The sequence below is a fragment of the Labrys wisconsinensis genome (genome assembly GCF_030814995.1).
GTDB classification, from domain to species: Bacteria; Pseudomonadota; Alphaproteobacteria; order Rhizobiales; family Labraceae; genus Labrys; species Labrys wisconsinensis.
In genome coordinates this window covers 72,672-89,443 of record NZ_JAUSVX010000008.1, presented here as the reverse complement: position 1 = coordinate 89,443, position 16,772 = coordinate 72,672, and the positions used below count along the sequence as shown (strand labels likewise).

At 69.5% G+C, this 16,772-nt stretch carries 16 protein-coding genes and 1 tRNA gene; 4 read left to right on the top strand and 13 right to left on the bottom strand.

The window, feature by feature from the left end; translation table 11 throughout:
• Positions 1-70: 70 nt before the first annotated feature.
• Positions 71-955 carry an RNA polymerase sigma factor RpoH gene (gene rpoH, locus QO011_RS20805; RefSeq protein WP_307275839.1) on the bottom strand — a complete coding sequence of 295 codons (885 nt, stop codon included), beginning with the start codon at positions 953-955 and terminating at the stop codon, positions 71-73.
• 321 nt (positions 956-1,276) lie between these two features.
• Positions 1,277-2,302: an RluA family pseudouridine synthase gene (locus tag QO011_RS20800; protein WP_307275836.1), complete on the bottom strand. Its 1,026-nt coding sequence runs from the start codon at positions 2,300-2,302 to the stop codon at positions 1,277-1,279.
• Positions 2,303-2,393: 91 nt separating this feature from the next.
• Here QO011_RS20800 and QO011_RS20795 point away from each other — a divergent pair.
• A tRNA-Glu gene (locus QO011_RS20795) sits at positions 2,394-2,469 on the top strand.
• A 1,412-nt stretch (positions 2,470-3,881) separates the two neighbouring features.
• Here the strand turns inward: QO011_RS20795 and QO011_RS20790 are convergent.
• The 5 genes from QO011_RS20790 to QO011_RS20770 all read right to left on the bottom strand — a co-directional run bounded on the left by QO011_RS20790 (position 3,882) and on the right by QO011_RS20770 (position 8,075).
• Positions 3,882-4,346, bottom strand: a complete 465-nt coding sequence (locus tag QO011_RS20790; RefSeq protein WP_307275834.1) for a hypothetical protein — start codon at positions 4,344-4,346, stop codon at positions 3,882-3,884.
• Complete coding sequence (locus QO011_RS20785) at positions 4,347-4,604, bottom strand: hypothetical protein (protein ID WP_307275831.1); 258 nt, start codon at positions 4,602-4,604, stop codon at positions 4,347-4,349.
• A 1,205-nt stretch (positions 4,605-5,809) separates the two neighbouring features.
• Entirely contained in the window at positions 5,810-6,040 is a 231-nt protein-coding gene (locus tag QO011_RS20780; protein ID WP_307275830.1) for a hypothetical protein, read from the bottom strand.
• A 206-nt stretch (positions 6,041-6,246) separates the two neighbouring features.
• A complete protein-coding gene (locus QO011_RS20775) occupies positions 6,247-6,630 on the bottom strand; it encodes a hypothetical protein (RefSeq protein WP_307275827.1) in 384 nt (127 codons plus the stop codon).
• Positions 6,631-6,836: 206 nt separating this feature from the next.
• Positions 6,837-8,075 carry a hypothetical protein gene (locus QO011_RS20770; protein WP_307275824.1) on the bottom strand — a complete coding sequence of 413 codons (1,239 nt, stop codon included), beginning with the start codon at positions 8,073-8,075 and terminating at the stop codon, positions 6,837-6,839.
• Between the two features lie 573 nt (positions 8,076-8,648).
• On the opposite strand from QO011_RS20770, the gene QO011_RS20765 reads away from it, so the two are divergent.
• On the top strand, positions 8,649-9,041 hold the full coding sequence (locus QO011_RS20765) for a hypothetical protein (RefSeq protein ID WP_307275820.1): 393 nt from the start codon (positions 8,649-8,651) through the stop codon (positions 9,039-9,041).
• 43 nt (positions 9,042-9,084) lie between these two features.
• Here the strand turns inward: QO011_RS20765 and QO011_RS20760 are convergent, their stop codons facing one another.
• From QO011_RS20760 to QO011_RS20745, 4 genes are read right to left on the bottom strand one after another with little or no spacing between them, the layout of a single operon-like run.
• Positions 9,085-10,272 carry an ABC transporter permease gene (locus QO011_RS20760; protein WP_307275817.1) on the bottom strand — a complete coding sequence of 396 codons (1,188 nt, stop codon included), beginning with the start codon at positions 10,270-10,272 and terminating at the stop codon, positions 9,085-9,087.
• A gap of 4 nt (positions 10,273-10,276) precedes the next feature.
• On the bottom strand, positions 10,277-11,416 hold the full coding sequence (locus tag QO011_RS20755) for an ABC transporter permease (RefSeq protein ID WP_307275816.1): 1,140 nt from the start codon (positions 11,414-11,416) through the stop codon (positions 10,277-10,279).
• Positions 11,413-12,129, bottom strand: a complete 717-nt coding sequence (locus QO011_RS20750) for an ABC transporter ATP-binding protein (RefSeq protein WP_307275815.1) — start codon at positions 12,127-12,129, stop codon at positions 11,413-11,415. The genes QO011_RS20755 and QO011_RS20750 overlap by 4 nt, the downstream gene beginning before the upstream one ends.
• A 6-nt stretch (positions 12,130-12,135) precedes the next feature.
• Positions 12,136-13,272, bottom strand: a complete 1,137-nt coding sequence (locus tag QO011_RS20745) for an efflux RND transporter periplasmic adaptor subunit (RefSeq protein WP_307275814.1) — start codon at positions 13,270-13,272, stop codon at positions 12,136-12,138.
• Between the two features lie 127 nt (positions 13,273-13,399).
• On the opposite strand from QO011_RS20745, the gene QO011_RS20740 reads away from it, so the two are divergent.
• Entirely contained in the window at positions 13,400-14,446 is a 1,047-nt protein-coding gene (locus tag QO011_RS20740; RefSeq protein WP_307275812.1) for a helix-turn-helix domain-containing protein, read from the top strand.
• Here the strand turns inward: QO011_RS20740 and QO011_RS20735 are convergent.
• Together QO011_RS20735 and QO011_RS20730 are read right to left on the bottom strand one after the other, a co-directional pair.
• Positions 14,431-15,060, bottom strand: a complete 630-nt coding sequence (locus tag QO011_RS20735; RefSeq protein ID WP_307275809.1) for a glutathione S-transferase family protein — start codon at positions 15,058-15,060, stop codon at positions 14,431-14,433. The genes QO011_RS20740 and QO011_RS20735 overlap by 16 nt on opposite strands.
• Before the next feature lie 86 nt (positions 15,061-15,146).
• Positions 15,147-16,148: an NAD(P)H-quinone oxidoreductase gene (locus tag QO011_RS20730; protein ID WP_307275805.1), complete on the bottom strand. Its 1,002-nt coding sequence runs from the start codon at positions 16,146-16,148 to the stop codon at positions 15,147-15,149.
• A 235-nt stretch (positions 16,149-16,383) separates the two neighbouring features.
• On the opposite strand from QO011_RS20730, the gene QO011_RS20725 reads away from it, so the two are divergent.
• Positions 16,384-16,578: a DUF1192 domain-containing protein gene (locus tag QO011_RS20725; protein ID WP_307275803.1), complete on the top strand. Its 195-nt coding sequence runs from the start codon at positions 16,384-16,386 to the stop codon at positions 16,576-16,578.
• Positions 16,579-16,772: the final 194 nt, after the last annotated feature.

Genomic DNA, 16,772 nt, shown 5'->3' with positions numbered 1-16,772 from the left:
CGCCGGCTGCGCCTGCAAAAAGGGCGGATCCGAAGACCCGCCCCTTCATGCGATTCCGATCCCGCGCGGCTCACGCCACGGCGGCGGCCTCCAGCCGCGCCACGCCGGAGCGCACCGCGGCCTGCACCTTCTCGAAGGCGCGCACCTCGATCTGGCGCACCCGTTCGCGCGAGACCCCGAACTCCTCGGAGAGCTCCTCCAGCGTCACGGGGTCGTCGGCGAGCCGGCGCGCCTCGAAGATGCGGCGCTCGCGATCGTTGAGCACGGTCAGGGCCTGGCGCAGCGCCTTGGAGCGGTTCTCGCGCTCCTCGGTCTCGGCGAGGTTGGCTTCCTGGTTGGTCGATTCGTCGACCAGCCAGTCCTGCCACTCGCCGTCGCCCTCCTCGCGCACCGGCGCATTGAGCGAGGCGTCGCCGCCGAGGCGGCGGTTCATCTCCACCACCTCCTGCTCCTCGACGCCGAGCGACTTGGCGATCGACTTGACCTGGTCGGGGCGGAGGTCGCCCTCGTCCAGCGCCGAGATCTGGCTCTTGGCCTTGCGCAGGTTGAAGAACAGCTTCTTCTGGTTGGCGGTGGTGCCCATCTTCACCAGCGACCAGGAGCGCAGGATATACTCTTGAATCGAAGCACGGATCCACCACATAGCGTAGGTCGCCAGGCGGAACCCCTTCTCGGGCTCGAAGCGCTTCACGGCCTGCATCAGGCCGATATTGCCTTCGGACACGACTTCGCTGATCGGCAGGCCGTAGCCGCGATAGCCCATGGCGATCTTGGCGACGAGCCGCAGATGCGACGTGACGAGCTTGTGAGCGGCCTCGCGGTCGCCATGCTCGCGCCAACGCTTGGCGAGCATGTACTCCTGGCCCGGCTCCAGCATCGGGAATTTACGGATTTCATCGAGGTAGCGGGACAGACCGCTTTCGGAAGCAACAACGGGAAGCGCGGCAGACGCCATCGAACCCTCCTTAGGAACCCCCTTCATGGGCAGTTCGGCCGAGTCGCCCCCGGACGGCAGACGACTCCAAATCGTTATGTAGGAAGCGTGAGGCCTTGCGTAAAGAGGGCCTTCTCATTTCCGGTCACCGCTATCATGAAGCAAAATGCGGCGATTTAGCGTTGCTTTTTTGCATAGTCAGCGATGCGTAGGCGGCATCACGGTGGCGTGAGCGCACGAAGCCGCTGCGGAACCCGACGCACCGTCAACCGGGAGGCATCGGGCATGCCGGATGGGTCCCCGCCCCGGTTCCGCACGGGCAGTCGGCATCGGCCCGCGGGTTCAGCGGCGCGCCTCCGCGCCCGCCATCCCGGCGAGGGCCGCCCTGAGCTGCGCCAGCTCCGGCGGCAGCGGGCTCTCGAACACGAGGTGCTCGCCGCTGACGGGGTGCTCGAAGCCGAGCAGGCGCGCGTGCAGCGCCTGGCGCCCGAGCATCGCCAGCGCCGCGCGCGCGTCCTCGCCGAGCAGGGCGGCCTTGGTCTTGAAGCCGGGGCCGTAGACGCCGTCGCCCAGGAGGGGATGGCCGATATGGGCCATGTGCACCCGGATCTGGTGGGTGCGTCCGGTCTCCAGCCGGCATTCCACCAGGCTGGCGACCGGCTCGCCCTGATGCAGGCCGTAGCTCTCGACCAGCGCAACATGCGTGATCGCGTCGCGCCCGCGCCCGAGCGGCAGGGCCGCCATCTTCTCGCGGTTGCGGGTGGAGCGGTCGATGCCGGTCTCGATCGTGCCGTGCCGCTTCACCCCGCCCCAGGCGAAGGCGAGATAGGCCCGCTCCAGCGGCCCGGTGCGGCCGTGATCGGCGAACTGCGCGGCGAGCCCCTGATGCGCCCGGTCGGACTTGGCCACCACCATCAGGCCGGACGTATCCTTGTCGAGCCGGTGGACGATGCCCGGCCGCAGGACGCCGCCGATGCCCGAGAGGCTGTCGCCGCAATGGGCAATGAGGGCATTGACCAGCGTGCCGGTCTCGTTGCCGCCGGCCGGATGCACCACCAGCCCGGCCGGCTTGTCGAGCACGATGAGATCGCCGTCCTCGTAGACGATGGTGAGCGGGATCGCCTCGCCCTCCGGCTCGGCCGGAGCCGGTGGCGGCACGACGAGGGCGATTCGCTGGCCGGCCTTGAGCACATGGCCGGCATCGTGCACGGCCGCGCCGTCGATCGTCACCTGCCCGGCCTCGATCAGGGCCTTCAGGCGCGTGCGCGACAGATCGGCGGTGTGGCGCACCAGGGCGCGGTCGAGCCGCTCGCCGGCATCGGCCGCGGCGGTCAGGAAGGTCAGCGGATCGGAGGGAATGGGCGCCATCGCAAAAAGAGATTTGGGAATGCGGCGACTTACCGCAAATTCCGCCTTGATGGCTACCGCGTTCAACGCTATAGAGCCGCCTCCCGCCGCTGCTCCCTTCGTCTAGTGGCCCAGGACGTCGCCCTCTCACGGCGAAAACAGGGGTTCGAGTCCCCTAGGGAGCGCCATATCTGTCAGCCACTCCCCCGACAGTCGGGCGAGCGGCGAGGCGGAGGGCGCGACGAGCCCGCCGGTCGACGCGTCCGCCATTGCTCCACGTCCCAGCCCGAGGGAGCCGGCACCGACATGGCCCATCATCCCCCGCCCTGCCTTCGAGCGCCTGACGGCAGCGCCAGGCCCCACGAAGGGAAGAGCCCTTGAAGCTGCCCCGAGCTCGCCCGTGGCCGCGCTACTACCGCACTCGGCCGCCTTTCGCTCCGAAGGGAAGGCCGATGGGAAGGCGCGCCTATGTCCTGGCCGTGCTTGTGCCCATCGTCATCCTGCTGCTGATCCGCCTGGCGCTGCACCTGGCCCGGACGCACGGCTGATCGCGGCCTCTCTCCGGCCTGCGGGGCTGTACGACCGGGCGCCGGTCGTGGGCCGCGCTCCCCTGCCGAGAGCCGTGGCGCTCGTGCGAGAGCGCGCGCTCCGGTTCCGGCCTGAGGTTGGAGAGTCGAATGCACCGCCGCCGAAACAGGATGGGGCCGTGTCACCACGATGCCGGCCGCCCCACGGGAGAAAGTCCCGCGCCGCTCCCATGTGACGGGGCCTCCTATGAGTGCCCCCTGCTCAGTCGGGCACTTCGGCTACGGGGTCTTGCCACTCGACGGATTAGTCCTCCCGCCTCACGTCGCCTTCCTGTCCCCATGCGAACCAGACGAGGACCACGGAGATGCTTCCCCAGACAGTGAGCCAGAGCAGCAAATCCACCCCGTGGTGAAACGACTGGGTGTTCCGCCCGGTCAGTGCCGCAACGGTGGGAAACACCAATGGCTTGGCCGTCTTCACGGGCCAGGACAGGACACGGAGGAGGCCCCAGAACCAAGGATGCACTGTCGATAGCGACAAAAGCGCCAGGAGGAGACCCAGCGCGTACACAGTGCCGAGAACTGTCGCGATCGCAGCTCTCTTCATCGCCCCGACGCCCCCAACAGCGAACAGAATATCGCGGAAGGCGGCACCGATGTGGCTACGACACGGAAAGCAAGGCCGAGGCGCGGGGTGGGGCATCGGGTCGGCGTGAGGTCGCCTTTGCATGAACCCGACGCCACCCCACCGAGCCCTCACGGGCCCCCGTCGATTTCCCTCTCGATCCTCGCCAACTCGCGCCGGGCTTCCATACGGCACTCCGCCAGGCGCAAGGCGAGGTGGGTGACCATTGCCTTGCGGCCTTGGGCCCATGCGGCCCTCTTGGCGAACTCCAGGCGGGCGGCCTCTGCCGCGAGCCTGATGGCGCGGAGGATGGGGGAACTCGGATACGCCTGGTACATGCCCGGCACGCTACCCCAGGAGAGGTCAACGGGCGGTGAAGCTGGCAACTCCACGGGGGGAGTGTGTGGCCGTTAGCACGTGGTGGGGTGTCGTGTGGGTGGCCCTTGCGTTAGTGGGGGCAAGGAAAATGTACTTCGGACAGACCGTCTGCCCCCTTCCGAAGCTCGAATGTTTCGCCCCAGCCGTAAGGGGAGCCGTAGGCAGTGACGAGGTATCTGACGTTCTCTTGAAGAGGTTTGGCAGGCGTTCTGACAACAAAGTTCGCCGGGACCTGTCCATATACAATGGTCGCCACCTCAGGGGGCTTTTGGAGCTTCTCGCTCAGCTCACGCTCAATCTTCGAGTCCAGGTTGATGGCCCACATCGTCTCGATTCGATTGCCAGGACGACAATTCCAGGACTCGACGCTCACACTCGAGACCGGGAGGGCTTTGCCATCCGTCACCAGGGATATCACGACTTCATTCGGTGGTCTGAGGCTGACATCCACATCACCCTTCGGGCTGCAGCCGACGAGACAAAAACCGGCAGCGGCAATCGAAAGGGGAAGTACCGGAGTCCTGACGTCGACCATCTAATCCAACTCCCCCGGCACCTCGCCGGCTCTCCCCAAGATAACCGCATCCTCGAAGTCCCCCAACGCCGGGTCCCCACTTCGAGAAAACACCAGGACCCCCGCCTTGCCTGCCGCGAGCCGCCGCATGAGGCTCAACGCCCCGTGCTCGCTGCGGGCTTCTATGGGGTCCTCGGGCACCAGCTCGCCATCCTCATCACGGACGAAGGGTTGGACCACATAATAGGTGATCGCCCTGCCTGCTGCGGCACTGGCCATGGGGCTGCTCCCATCTGCTCATTGACTGCCCGCCGCGACGGTAGCACAACAGGAACGAAAGTGGAACATGACAGGCTCGGCGAGGCAGGGCGATGGCAGAGCGGCAGCCCGAGACGGCAGACCTTGAAGCCGACATAGATGCGGCCATTGCGGCCTGTGGCGGGGACCCGAGGGCGACCATACGCGCCCTGCTGATCGCCCAGGCGTACTATGAGGCGGACATTGCGAAGCTGACTGAGGCGGTCTCGCGGGGGTATATGAGGAGAGGGTCGGAAGAGTTGATGATGCTGGGGAAGAGAGGCTGAGTGATGGCCCCCGTCAAGCCTTGACGCCAATCCCAATCGGGTCGTACGAAGTCACACAGCGGATAAGCACTAAGTATCTGATTTATTGTAACTTTCAGCCATATCTCTGTATCTTCCCCAGGGAGCGCCATATCTGTCAGCCACTCCCCCGACAGTCGGGCGAGCGGCGAGGCGGAGGGCGCGACGAGCCCGCCGGTCGACGCGTCCGCCATTGCGCCACGTCCCGGCCCGAGGGAGCCGGTGCCGACATGGCCCATCATCCCCCGCCCTGCCTTCGAGCGCCTGACGGCAGCGCCAGGCCCCACGAAGGGAAGAAGCCCTTGAAGCTGCCCCGAACTCGCCCATGGCCGCGCCACTACCGCACGCGGCCGACTTTCGCGTCGAAGAGAAGGCCAGTGGGAAAGCGCGCCTATGTCCCGGCCGTGCTTGTGCCCATCGTCATCCTGCTGCTGATCCGCCTGGCGCTGCATCTGGCCCGGACGCACGGCTGATCGCGGCCTCTCTCCGGCCTGCGGGGCTGTGCGACCGCTCGTGCGACAGGGTGCACTCCAGTTCAGACTTAGGGTTCGAGAGTCGAATACAGCGTCACCGCAATTCCCCCTGCTTCGAGGCGACCTGTTGGCCTTCCCAGCTATTATCTGCGGCGGGCGCGTAGGCAAATCAGGATATCTGTCATAGCCGCGAGCGCTATCAGGATGAGCGGAACGACAAACGGAAGATGCGGCGACGCGATCATAAAAAGCCAGAATGGCACGAACTTCAACGCCTGTCGGAACCGGTGCCGCTCGCTTCCCGCAAGTGCAGCCCATATCCGCACGCGATGGCCGAGGAAGCCTAACGATACACTAAGGGTGGCGAGCACGAGCCACCCAATCGTTGCCAGAGTCATGGCACTCCTCATCAAGACTTGGTGCGGAACAGGCGCATGATACGTCGACCCATTCCGAGCATCATCCGGATGATCATCAACGGCACCACAACTGCCAATCCAATCGCTGTCACGACCCCCATCAGCGTCGTGTTGCCGGTCGCGATCCAGGCGATGTAGGCAGCGGCAACCGCCCATACGAACGCCAACCAAAGAACGACAACAGGCAATAAGACCAATAGGCGGCCGCGCGTCATCGCCATGTGTCTCGATCACGGTGGAGCCGCCCCGATCTTCGCTAACACACGGATTGCGTGTACGGAATAGGCGATGCCGTCGCATCGGCACTGTATGGTGATTGAACCTGAATTCAGGTGACGCTGCGGACAACCCGCCGCCCTGGTCGCGGACTGCCGCGAGAGAGCCGGCGGCGTTTGCCCGACAGAGCCCGGTCCGAGACTGCCCGAGGCTAGTGCTTCCTGATCGTCGGCACCTCTGCCCTCGCGCTTTCGCTCTCACCCCGAATGAGCCAGACGGCCGTGCCTGCGAGGCTGCCCCAGATGGCGAGCCAGAGGACCGTCGCCAGCTCGCGATGCAGCACCGGGCCGTTGCGCCCGGTCAGTGCCGCGACGATGGGAAACACCAGGGCCTCCATTCTCGCGACGGGCCAATAGAAGACCCTCTCGACCTGCACGAACAGGGGATGCAGCGACGCGAGCAGGGCCAGCGCCGCGAAGAGCCCGGCTGCGATCCCCAGGCCTGCAAGTCCCGAGACGAAAGCCTTCTTCATCGACCCGACACTGGCACACCGGTGAAGCGCGGAAGGCGGCGTCGGACCGGCCCGCTCCGGCATGCGGTCACCATAGCACGGGTCGGGGAAGCGCGAGGTCGCCTCGGCGCAGCCCGGCCGTCCGACAGGAGGGAACCACCCGGACGGCCCGTCGTGCGGCGTCAGCGGAAGAGATGGTCCGGACATCCGGCGAGCCGGCCGGGATCCGCGGGCCTTGGCCCGGGAGCACCCCGCCGGATCGCCCCGGCCGGCCTCTGCGGACGACCCGCTCAGGCCGCGGCGAGCCCACGCATGCGATCGAGCGTCGCCCTGTAGCCCGGCTTGTTCGGCGCGACATGCGTCAGGCGCTCGTACAGGGCGGCGGCTCTTGTCCGATCGCGGCACAGCTTGGCGTACTGCGCCAGCATGAGCAGCGCGACCTCGTCGTCGGGGACGAGATCGAGGAGCAGGGTCGCCAAGGTCGAAATCTGATCCAGGCCCTCGCCCCGTCGCGCGGCGACGAGCAGGCGGCTCAGGCGGCGCCTCGTCGCCTCGACCAGATTGGCATCCTCATCCGCCGGAATGCCCGCAGCCGACAGGGCGGACAGCGCCGTCGCGGCCGCCCGCGGGTCGCCCTCCTTGTGGGCGAGCCTGGCGGAGCGGCGCGCCTCGCGCACCAGGGGTTCGGCCTCGGGACGCAGGACGTCCAGGCCGATCGCCCGCATCAGCCTGAGCGCGTCGACGGACCGTCCGGCCCGCCGCGCGGCCCGGGCGAAATGGGCGAATGCACTCTCGTCCTGGGGGGCGGCGCGAAGGCAGTTGGCCCAGTCCTCGAAGGATCCCCCCGCCCCGTCGCGCTGATCGACGGCCTTGGCGACGCGGCGCAGCGCGTCGGCATGGTCGGGCTCGTAGGCCAGCACGCAGCGCCAAGCCGCCTCGTAGCCCTCGGGATCGTCGGAAAGCTTGACCAGCCTGGCCCGTTTGAGCGCGGCCGAGGCCCCTTCGGCGTGATAGCGCCTCGCTTCTTCGGAAGCAGGGTCGAGCGCGACGCAGCAGCGCAACATCCGTCCGGCTGCCGTGGCGTCGCCGAACCGGAGCGCCTCGAGCCCGAGCCGCATCAGCCTGTCGAAGATGCGTTTGCGCGTCTCCGGGGTGACGGCCTCGGCATACCCCGCCGCCTCCAGACGCAGCAGCAGCGCCGACGCCTGCCAGACGTGGTCGTCCCGCGTGGCCAGGTACCGGACGATCCGGGCCAGCACTTCCGGATCGTTCCCGGCAAGGTGGAGATGCTCGACGACGAAACCGGAATCGTCGAGGCGTATGGCCGCCAGATGCGCCAATCGCCACGCCTCGGCGTAGTCCGGAAAGTACTTCGTGACGCCCCTCGCAATTTCGAGGGTCAAACTATAGTCTTTGTCTTTCCAGCTCTGCCTCATCTTCGGAATAGAGGCATCCAGAAAGCCACTCAACCCTGGCGTCGAGCTCTTTTTTCCAGAAAAAGATCGATTTTTAAGCACGTGACCACCCACCGCCCCCCGTCTCGCCCACCCACTGCCAAACAGACGCCGGGCCTTCCTTTTTTGAGGAAAATTCGTCCTACGGGACGCTGCCGCCTTTACTGTGGCTTGCGAAGCCATGACACGATCGGGCTGACGGCGATACAACTATTTTTGGGTGGGAGTCCTGGCGAGGCGCCGCGGACATCGCGCCTTCGATGTCCTGCGCCAATCGCGGCCGTTCCCGGGGCCGCCCGGCTTGCGTCGACGCCCCGGGAACATTTCCCCGCCTGGCCGCTTATATCAGGCGAAACGGAGGATCGAGCATGAGCACATTTGCGCTCCTGGCGGATATGGCCGCTTTCGGCATCGCTGGTGTGGCCCTTCACGCCTGCTGGCGCCGCGTGCCGCCGGCGCCGCGCCCGATCCGCGTCGAGGCGCGTCCACGCCGGCCGCGCTGACCCCGCCGACGACAGTCGGCCCACCGACGACAGTCGCCGGCGGATTGCGCCGGAGGTTTCAGCTGCGCAGGCCCGCCCTGCGGCTGGACGATGCGGCTGTGCCCCTGCGCAGGGCGGCACGTCCCCTCGCGCGTGGGGTATGTGCGTGCGCGCCACGCACGCGAACGTGATGCAAAAACCGGAACCGGCCGCCGCGCCAAACGTTATCATGGTGTCCGACCAACTTTCTCTGGAAAGGGGGATGCCGATGAAAACGATTGGCATTGTCTTTGGTCTGGTTCTGGCGTTTTCCTCCACTGCAGCTCTGGCGCAGACGGCGGCACCGCCGGGGGCTCCCGGCGTGATCGAGGCGCCGGTCGGCCACCGGCAGCCGCGGCCGGCCGAGCCGCCGACGAGCCTGAGCAAGGATAGCGTCGGCATGGTCGCCAAGGACGATCCGGCCGCGCTCGACCGGCGCCTGCAGGCTTCGAACGATGCGGCGATCCGCAGCATCTGCGCGGATTGCCTGAAGCCGCTGCCGAAGAGCGAGCGGCCGTAGCGGCGGAACGCCACGAGCCCGGCGGCACGTCGCGACGGGCGTGTCACCGGGTCATGGCGAGCCGCAGCGGCAGCCGGGCAGCCCGCAGCGCCGGCAGAGCGCCGCCGATCGCGCCGATCACCAGGGCGAGGCCGGCGGCCTCGGCGACGTCGCCGGGCGACAGGCCGAGCGTGAAGGCGACCTGTGCGCCGTTGGCGCCGACGGTCGAGGCTTTCCACCCGTCCAGCACCAGCCATGAGCCGAGGACGCCGGCGGCGGTGCCGGCGAGCGTCAGCGCCAGCGCCTCGATCCAGGTGCCGAGAAAGGCCGCCAGGCGGGCAAAGCCGATGGCGCGCACCGTGGCGATCTCCGCCGTCCGGTCCGAGACGGAGGCATAGAGCGTGTTGAGCGCTCCGACCGTCGCGCCGACCGCCATGGTCAGGGCCAGCGGCCAGCCGAGCAGCAGGATCATCCGCGCGGTGCGCGCCGACTGGTCGGCGAGATAGCGCCGCTCGGAGACGAGGGTCAGGCCGAGCTGCGGCTGCCTCGCTGAATAGGCCTGCACCTCTCCCAGCGCCGCGGGGCCGGCGAGGCGCAGACGCAGGCTCTGGATCAGGTTCGGACGGCCGAACAGGGCCTGCACCGCGGAGGCATCCGCGAGGATCTCCGATTCCAGCGCCGAGCCGCCGGCTTCGAACACGCCGACCACCTGCCAGCGCGACGAGCCGAAGGCGACGATGCCGCCGGGCTCGAAGCCGGCATAGTCGGCGGCGATGCGCCGGCCGACCAGGATCTCCGCCGCGCCCGGCGCCGGCGCGCGGCCCTCGACGATGGCGAGGCCGGGGCGGACGGCGAGCCCGAGGGCGCCGACACCGCGCAGCGACACGGTCGCGGGCCGGCCGGTCGACCGCCGCACCGCGTCGACCGGCACGGTGAGCTCGGCCGAGACCAGCGCGCGGCCGTCCGCCCCGTGCAGCAGGCCGGGCGCCTCCTCGATCAGGTGCAGCTGTGCCGGCTCGATGCGGCTGGCGAGCTCGGTGGTGGCGCCGGGACCGAGCCCGATCGCCACGTCATCGGATCCCGCGCCCTCCAAGGCCCGGCGGAAGCCGCCGGCCATGGCCAGGAAGCCGAGCAGCACGGCAACGACGAGCGCGATCGACACCACCATGGCGAGCGACATCCAGGGCCGGCGGCCGAGAGTCGAGAGGTTGGCGCGGCCGAGCGCCAGGGACTGGCCGAAGAGGCTGGACATGCGGCTATCTCCGCTGCAGGGCGACAGGAATGGGCAGGCGCAGGGCGCGCACCGCCGGGGCGGCTCCGGTGACCAGCGCGACGAGGACGATGAGCGCCAGCGCCTGCAGGACGATGGCCGACGTGAAGACCAGGCCAACCTCGCCGCCGACGAGCGCGGCTGCCGCGAAGGCGAGGCCGAGGCCGATCAGCCCGCCGGCGAGGCTGATCAGCCCGGTCTCGGCCAGGACGATGGCCATGACGGCCGGGCCGGTGAGGCCGAGCGTCTTCAGCACCCCGATCTCGGCCGTGCGCTCGCCGATGGCGAAGGCCATGGTGTTGCCGACGATCATCAGGAGCGTCGCGAACGCGGCGCCGACGACCAGGGTGATGATGGTGGCGATGTCGGCCATCTCCTCCATGAAGGCCTGCATGAAGGCGACCTCACTGCGCGTGCGGGTCTCCGAACCGGAATTGGCGAAGGCCTGGTCGATGGCGCGGGCGACGGCCTCGCCCTGCTCCGGCTTCGCCGGCAGCACGCTGAAGCCGCCGACCATGTCGCGCCCCTCGGCGCGGGCCTCGTTGAAGGCGTCGTAGCGCACCATGAGAAAGGCCGTATCCACCGTCGGGCGCCGGCCGTCGAAGATGCCGACGATCTCGAAGGTGAAGGTGCTGCCGCCGCCGAGGCGGCGATAGGCCATGCTGGTGAGCGCGATGCGCTGGCCCACCCGCCAGCCCTGATTCTCAGCCAGCGTCCGCCCGACCAGCGCCCCGTCGCGCACGGCGCCGATGGCCGCGACGAGGTCGGGCGTCAGCGCGTAGTCCGTGCCGAAGACGGCGGCGGTGCGCCCGGGATCGACGGCGCTGGCGCCGACCACGTTGCGCGGATCGCCGGCATAGGCGCGCAGGCGTGTCGTGTAGCTGACTGCCGCGACGCCCTCGATCCGCTCGATCCGTTCGAGCAGGCGGATCGGCAACGGCTCGTTGCTGCCGACCCTGCTGGTGACGACCAGCCGGCCGGAGGTGTCGTCCGTCCCTTGGAAGCCGGTGGAGAAGCTCGCCAGCACCCCGAAGATCAGGAAGGCAATGGCGACGCTGAGGACCAGCAGCAGGCTGCGGCCGGGCTTGCGCATGAGATTGGCGCGCACGAGGCTCGCGAGCGTCACGGCCGGCCTCCATCGGCGACGAAGCGGGACCCGTCGGCAACGAAGCGACCCTTGTCGAGGCGCAGCACCCGCCGCGCCGCCCGGGCGGCGGCCTCGTCATGCGTCACCATGACGATGGTCTTGCCGAGCTCGGCGTTGAGCAGGCCGAGCATGCGCAGGATGTCGTCGGCGGACTGCCGGTCGAGATCGCCCGTCGGCTCGTCGCACAGGAGCAGGCAGGGGTCGGCGGCGATCGCCCGGGCGATGCCGACGCGCTGCATCTGGCCGCCGGAGAGTTCCCCCGGCCGATGGCGCGCCCGCTCGGCGAGGCCGACGAGGTCGAGCACCGTCGCGACGCGCTCGCGCCGCTGGCGCCGGGTCAGCGGGGTGAGCAGCAGCGGCAGCTCGACATTCTCGGCCGCGGTCAGCATCGGCATCAGGTTGTAGAACTGGAAGACGAAGCCGACATGGCCGGCCCGCCAGCGCGCCAGGGCCGCCTCGCCCATCGTGTCGATGCGCTGGCCCCCGACCCGGATCTCGCCCCGGTCGGGCCGGTCGATGCCGCCGATCAGGTTGAGCATGGTCGACTTTCCCGAGCCGGACGGTCCCATGACGGCGAGGAAGTCGCCGTCGGGAATGTCGAGCGTCAGGTCCTCGAAGATGGGCAGGCCCTGCCTGCGGGTCCGGTAGCTCTTGGCCACGTGCTGCAGATTGACCGACGTGTCGCGCTCCATGGCGCCCTACTCCTTGCGGTGGATCGGTGTCGCCGCCGCGGTGGCGACGGCGGGCGCCATCGCTGTCGCGATGGCGGTGAAGCGCGCCTTCGCGGCCATGCCCGGCAGCATGCCCGCCGGCAGGCCGGGCGTGCCGGCGGGGCCCGGCACGCCCGGCGGGAAAGCGAGGCGGACCGTCACCGTGCCCTTTTCGTGCGAGGCCTCCGGCAGGACGGTCGCGACGCGCATGGCGAGAGGACGGTCGGGAAAGGCGTCGAGGGTGACGCCCGCGCCCGCGCCCAGGGCGATCCGGCCGATGCCGGTCTCGGCGACGTCGACGTCGACGGCCAGGGCCTCCGGGTCGACCAGCACGGCAACGCCGCGGCCGGCTCCCCCATCCTCGCCGCCGGGCGTGACCATGTCGCCGGGCGCGGCGAGACGTGCGGCGATGACGCCGTCGAACGGCGCATCGAGCCCGTAGCGGGCGAGCGCCGCCTCGGCCCGCCCGGCCTCGATCCGCGCCGCATCCAGGGCCTGGCGCGCCGCGACCAGCGCCGCCTCGAGCCGCTCGACCTTGAGGCTCGCCGCCGTCACGTCGGCGTCGCTGGCGAATTGCCGGCGGGCGAGCGCCTGGAGCCGGGCCAGCGGCTGGCGCGCGTCGCGGAGCTCGATCTCGGCGATGCGCACCGTCGTCTCGGCCGCGGCCGCCCGCGACCGGGCGAGCGCCGCGTCGGCCTCGGCCAGCGTTGCGTCGAGGCGGGCGATGCGCTGGCCCGCCGCCACCCGGTCGCCGGCCTTGACCGCGATCGCGACGATGCGGCCCGTCACCTCCGGGCGCAGCACGGCCCGGCGCAGCGCCACCACCACGCCCGAGGCGACGATCGAAGCGGCCTCCGCCGGCGGGGACAGCGGCACGGGCACGGCCCGCGGCTCCGGCGCCGCCGGCTCTGGGAGCAAGGCAGGTCCGCGCCCGGCCAGCGCCCAGAGGCCGGGCGGGAGCAGCAGGACGCCCGCCAGCAGGGCGACGCGGCGATGGGCGCGCCGGTCGCCGGGGACGGGCCCGGCCGGGCCGGGCGGCGGCGCGGGCCTGGGGATGGCCAGCGAGCGCAGCCTGGCGGCCATGTCGTCGTGTCGCGAGGGATCGGCGAGGAGGGGGGCGGTCATGCCGCCGATCATCGACGGGGGTGCGGGATCCGCGACCTCGATCATGTTCGAGGTCGTCCGCGATCGCGATCCCGGTCATGATGCGCCGGCGTGCCGATGACCGGCATCGCGCCGATCGAGTCGTTCCATGCCGTCCGTGCCCCTGCCCTTCGTCGTCGCGCTGCTCCTCGGCATCGCCCTGGTCCGCCTGGCGCGGCGGGAGGAGCCGCCGGTCAATCCGCTGTTCATGGCGATGATCGCCGCCTATGCGCTGCAATCGGTGGTGATCGGGCTGCGCTGGGGCTATGGCATCGAGACGCTGCGCTTCGTGCAGCTGGTGGTGGCTGCGGTCATCCCGCCCTTGTCCTGGGTGGCGTTCAGCGCCTTCGCCACGGGGCATCCGACCGTGCCCGTCCGCCAGCTCTGGCCGCATGCGCTGGCGCCGGCGGCGATCGTGCTCCTGGTCGCGTTGCGCTTGCCGCTGATCGACCCGGTGCTGATCCTGACGTTCCTCGGCTATGGCGTGGCGCTGATCGCCCTCGCTCGACCCGGGCCCGACGGCCTGGACCGGGTGAAGCTCGATGGAGCGATCCCGCTGCACCGGGCGCTGCAGGCCACCGGCCTGCTCCTGGTCTTCTCCGCCGCCACCGATGCCGTCATCGCCGCCGACCTCTTCGGCGTGGAGCGAGCCCATATCGGCCTGATCTCGGGCCTCGGCAGCCTGTGCTCCCTGGTCCTCCTGGCGGTCGCCGCCATCGCGGCCGGCGACGAGGTGCCCGACACGCAGGCGGATGCGCCGCCCGCCGCGCCCGAACCCGAGGCGGACGACGCCCGCATCCTCGCCGAGCTCGACGCGCTGATGGCGACGAGAGGCCTCTACCGCGACCCCGAGCTCAGCCTCGACCGCCTGGCGCGGCGGCTGGGGCTGCCGGCGCGCCGGATCTCGGCGGCGATCAACCGCACGCGCGCGGTCAACGTCTCGCAATATGTCAACGAGCACCGCATCGCCGCAGCCTGCCGGGCCCTGCGCGACAGCGAGGCGCCGATCACCACGATCCTCTACGACGTCGGATTCCAGACCAAGTCGAACTTCAACCGCGAGTTCCTGCGCGTCACCGGCACCAGCCCGAGCCGCTGGCGCGCCGGGCGGGGCGCGCCAGCCGCCGGGAGGCAAGACCCTCAGGCGGCGGAATGAGGGTCGATGCCGTAGGGATGGACGGGTTGGTCGGGGCCGATGGCATCGCGCACGCGGCCGGTCCAGGCGGCGACCGACGGGTAGTCCGCCAGCCGGAAGCCGCAATCCTCGGCGCGGTGGCCATAGGCATAGACCGCGATATCGGCGATCGAGAGCGCGTCCCCGGCCAGGAACGGCGTGCCGGCGAGGCCGCGCTCCAGGGCGGCGAGCGCCCGGGTGCCGGCTTCACGCTTGCCGGCAACCAGAGCCTGGTTGCGCTCGAGCCGTCCGGTCAGCGTCCAGAAGCGCAGGGTGCCGATCACCGGCTCGACATAGTACTGCTCGAAGAACAGCCACTGCATCACCTTGGCACGCTGATAGCGGTCTGCGGGCAGAAGCGGCGTCCCCTCGGCGAGATAGGCGAGGATGGCATTGGATTCGGCGATCGTCCGCCCATCCTCCAGCTCGAGAACGGGGACGGCGCCGGCCGGGTTGAGGGCCAGGAATGCCTCGCTACGGCTCTCGCCCTCGAAGATCGATACCATGCGGGTATCATACGCAATCGCGAGCAGCCCGAGCAGAACCCGGATCTTCCAGCCGTTCTGCGACGGCAGATAGTCGTGGAGCGTGAGCACGGCGGCCCTCTCATCATGGGATGAGGCAGGTTTGCACGACCGGCCGGCAGGCGAACTCCGCTTCTTGCGCTGCAATCCCGGAGGATCTACGGCACCGTCAGCACCACCTTGCCGACATGGTCGCCGGCCTCGAGCAGCGCATGCGCCTTGGCGGCGTCGGCGAGCGGGAGGGTGGCGTGGATCACCGGCCGGCAGGCGCCGGCGGCGAGCAGCGGCCAAACCTTGTCCTCCAGCTCGCGGGCGATCCGCGCCTTGGAAGCCACCGACTGTGGCCGCATGGTCGAGCCGGTGTGGGTGAGACGCTTGGTCATCAGCTTCACGAGGTCGAGCTCGACCTTGCTGCCGCGCAGGAAGGCGATCTGGACGATCCGCCCGTCCATCGCCGCCGCACTGTAGTTCTTGGCGACATAGTCGCCGCCGACCATGTCGAGGATCAGGTCGACGCCGCGCCCGCCGCTCGCCTCGCGCACCTCGGCCACCCAGTCCGCGGTCTTGTAGTCGATCGCCAGGTCCGCCCCGAGCTTGCGGCAGGCCTCGCATTTCTCCGGCGAGCCGGCAGTGGTGAACACCGTCGCGCCGAAGGCCTTGGCCAGCATGATCGCCGTGGTGCCGATGCCCGAGGAGCCGCCGTGCACCAGGAAGGTCTCGCCCTCGGTGAGGCGCCCGCGCTCGAACACGTTGTGCCAGACGGTGAAGCCGGTCTCCGGCAGGGCTGCCGCCTGCACCATGTCCATGCCGGCCGGCACCGGCAGGGCGTTGGATTCGGGCGCGAGCACATACTCGGCATAGCCCCCGCCCGCCACCAGGGCGCAGACCTTGTCTCCCACCTTCCAGCGCCGGACGTCGTAGCCGACGGCGGCCACCTCCCCCGCGACCTCCAGGCCCGGCAGGTCCGAGGCGCCCGGGGGCGGGGGATAGACGCCGGCGCGCTGCAGGAGATCCGGCCGGTTGACGCCGGCGGCGGCGACGCGAATCAGGATGTCGGTCTCGCCCGGGGTCGGCAGCGGCCGGCTCTCCTCGGTGAGCACCTGCGGCCCGCCGGGCTCGCGGATGGCCATGACGCGCATCTCGTCGGGAAGAGTGGTCATGGCATCGCTCCGGCAAAGGGGGCGCCGCCGTGCAGGCGGCGACTCGGAAACTAGGGCCGGAACCATAATTGTCCACGCGCGCCGGGCAAGGCGCGCGTCGAGCCGCATCGGGCGCGTCACGACGCGCCGGGCGCCGAAAGTGGCGCCGGGCGCCGAAAGTGGCGCCGGGCGCCGAAAGTGGCGCCGGGATGACAACCGCACGGCGCTCGCCTATCGTCCGGCCGGGAGACGCGCCATGCCCATGTTCGACGAAGAGCCCGTGAAGAAGAAGGTCAGCCACGAGGTCGGCCAGGATCTGTCCGCCCTGTCGCTGCACGAGCTCGACGAGCGCATCGCCCTGCTCGAGGCCGAGGTCGCCCGCCTCGCGGCGGCCAAGGCCGCGAAGGCCGCGTCCATGGATGCCGCCGCCTCCATCTTCAGGAAAATTTGAATCGTTTACGGTTTATTAAGCTTTCTGCTTTACCACTGAGGCCATCCAGTTTTCTGGATGTCGAGTGGCTCCTGTCCACTCTGTTTGACGCCTCCCTGTTTCGACTTTCAACAAGCCGCGGCTCGTCCGCGGCTCTTTTTTGGCGTTTCGCCTTCTTTTCCCCGCGAACCCGTCTAGTCTGTTAACCCTAAGGG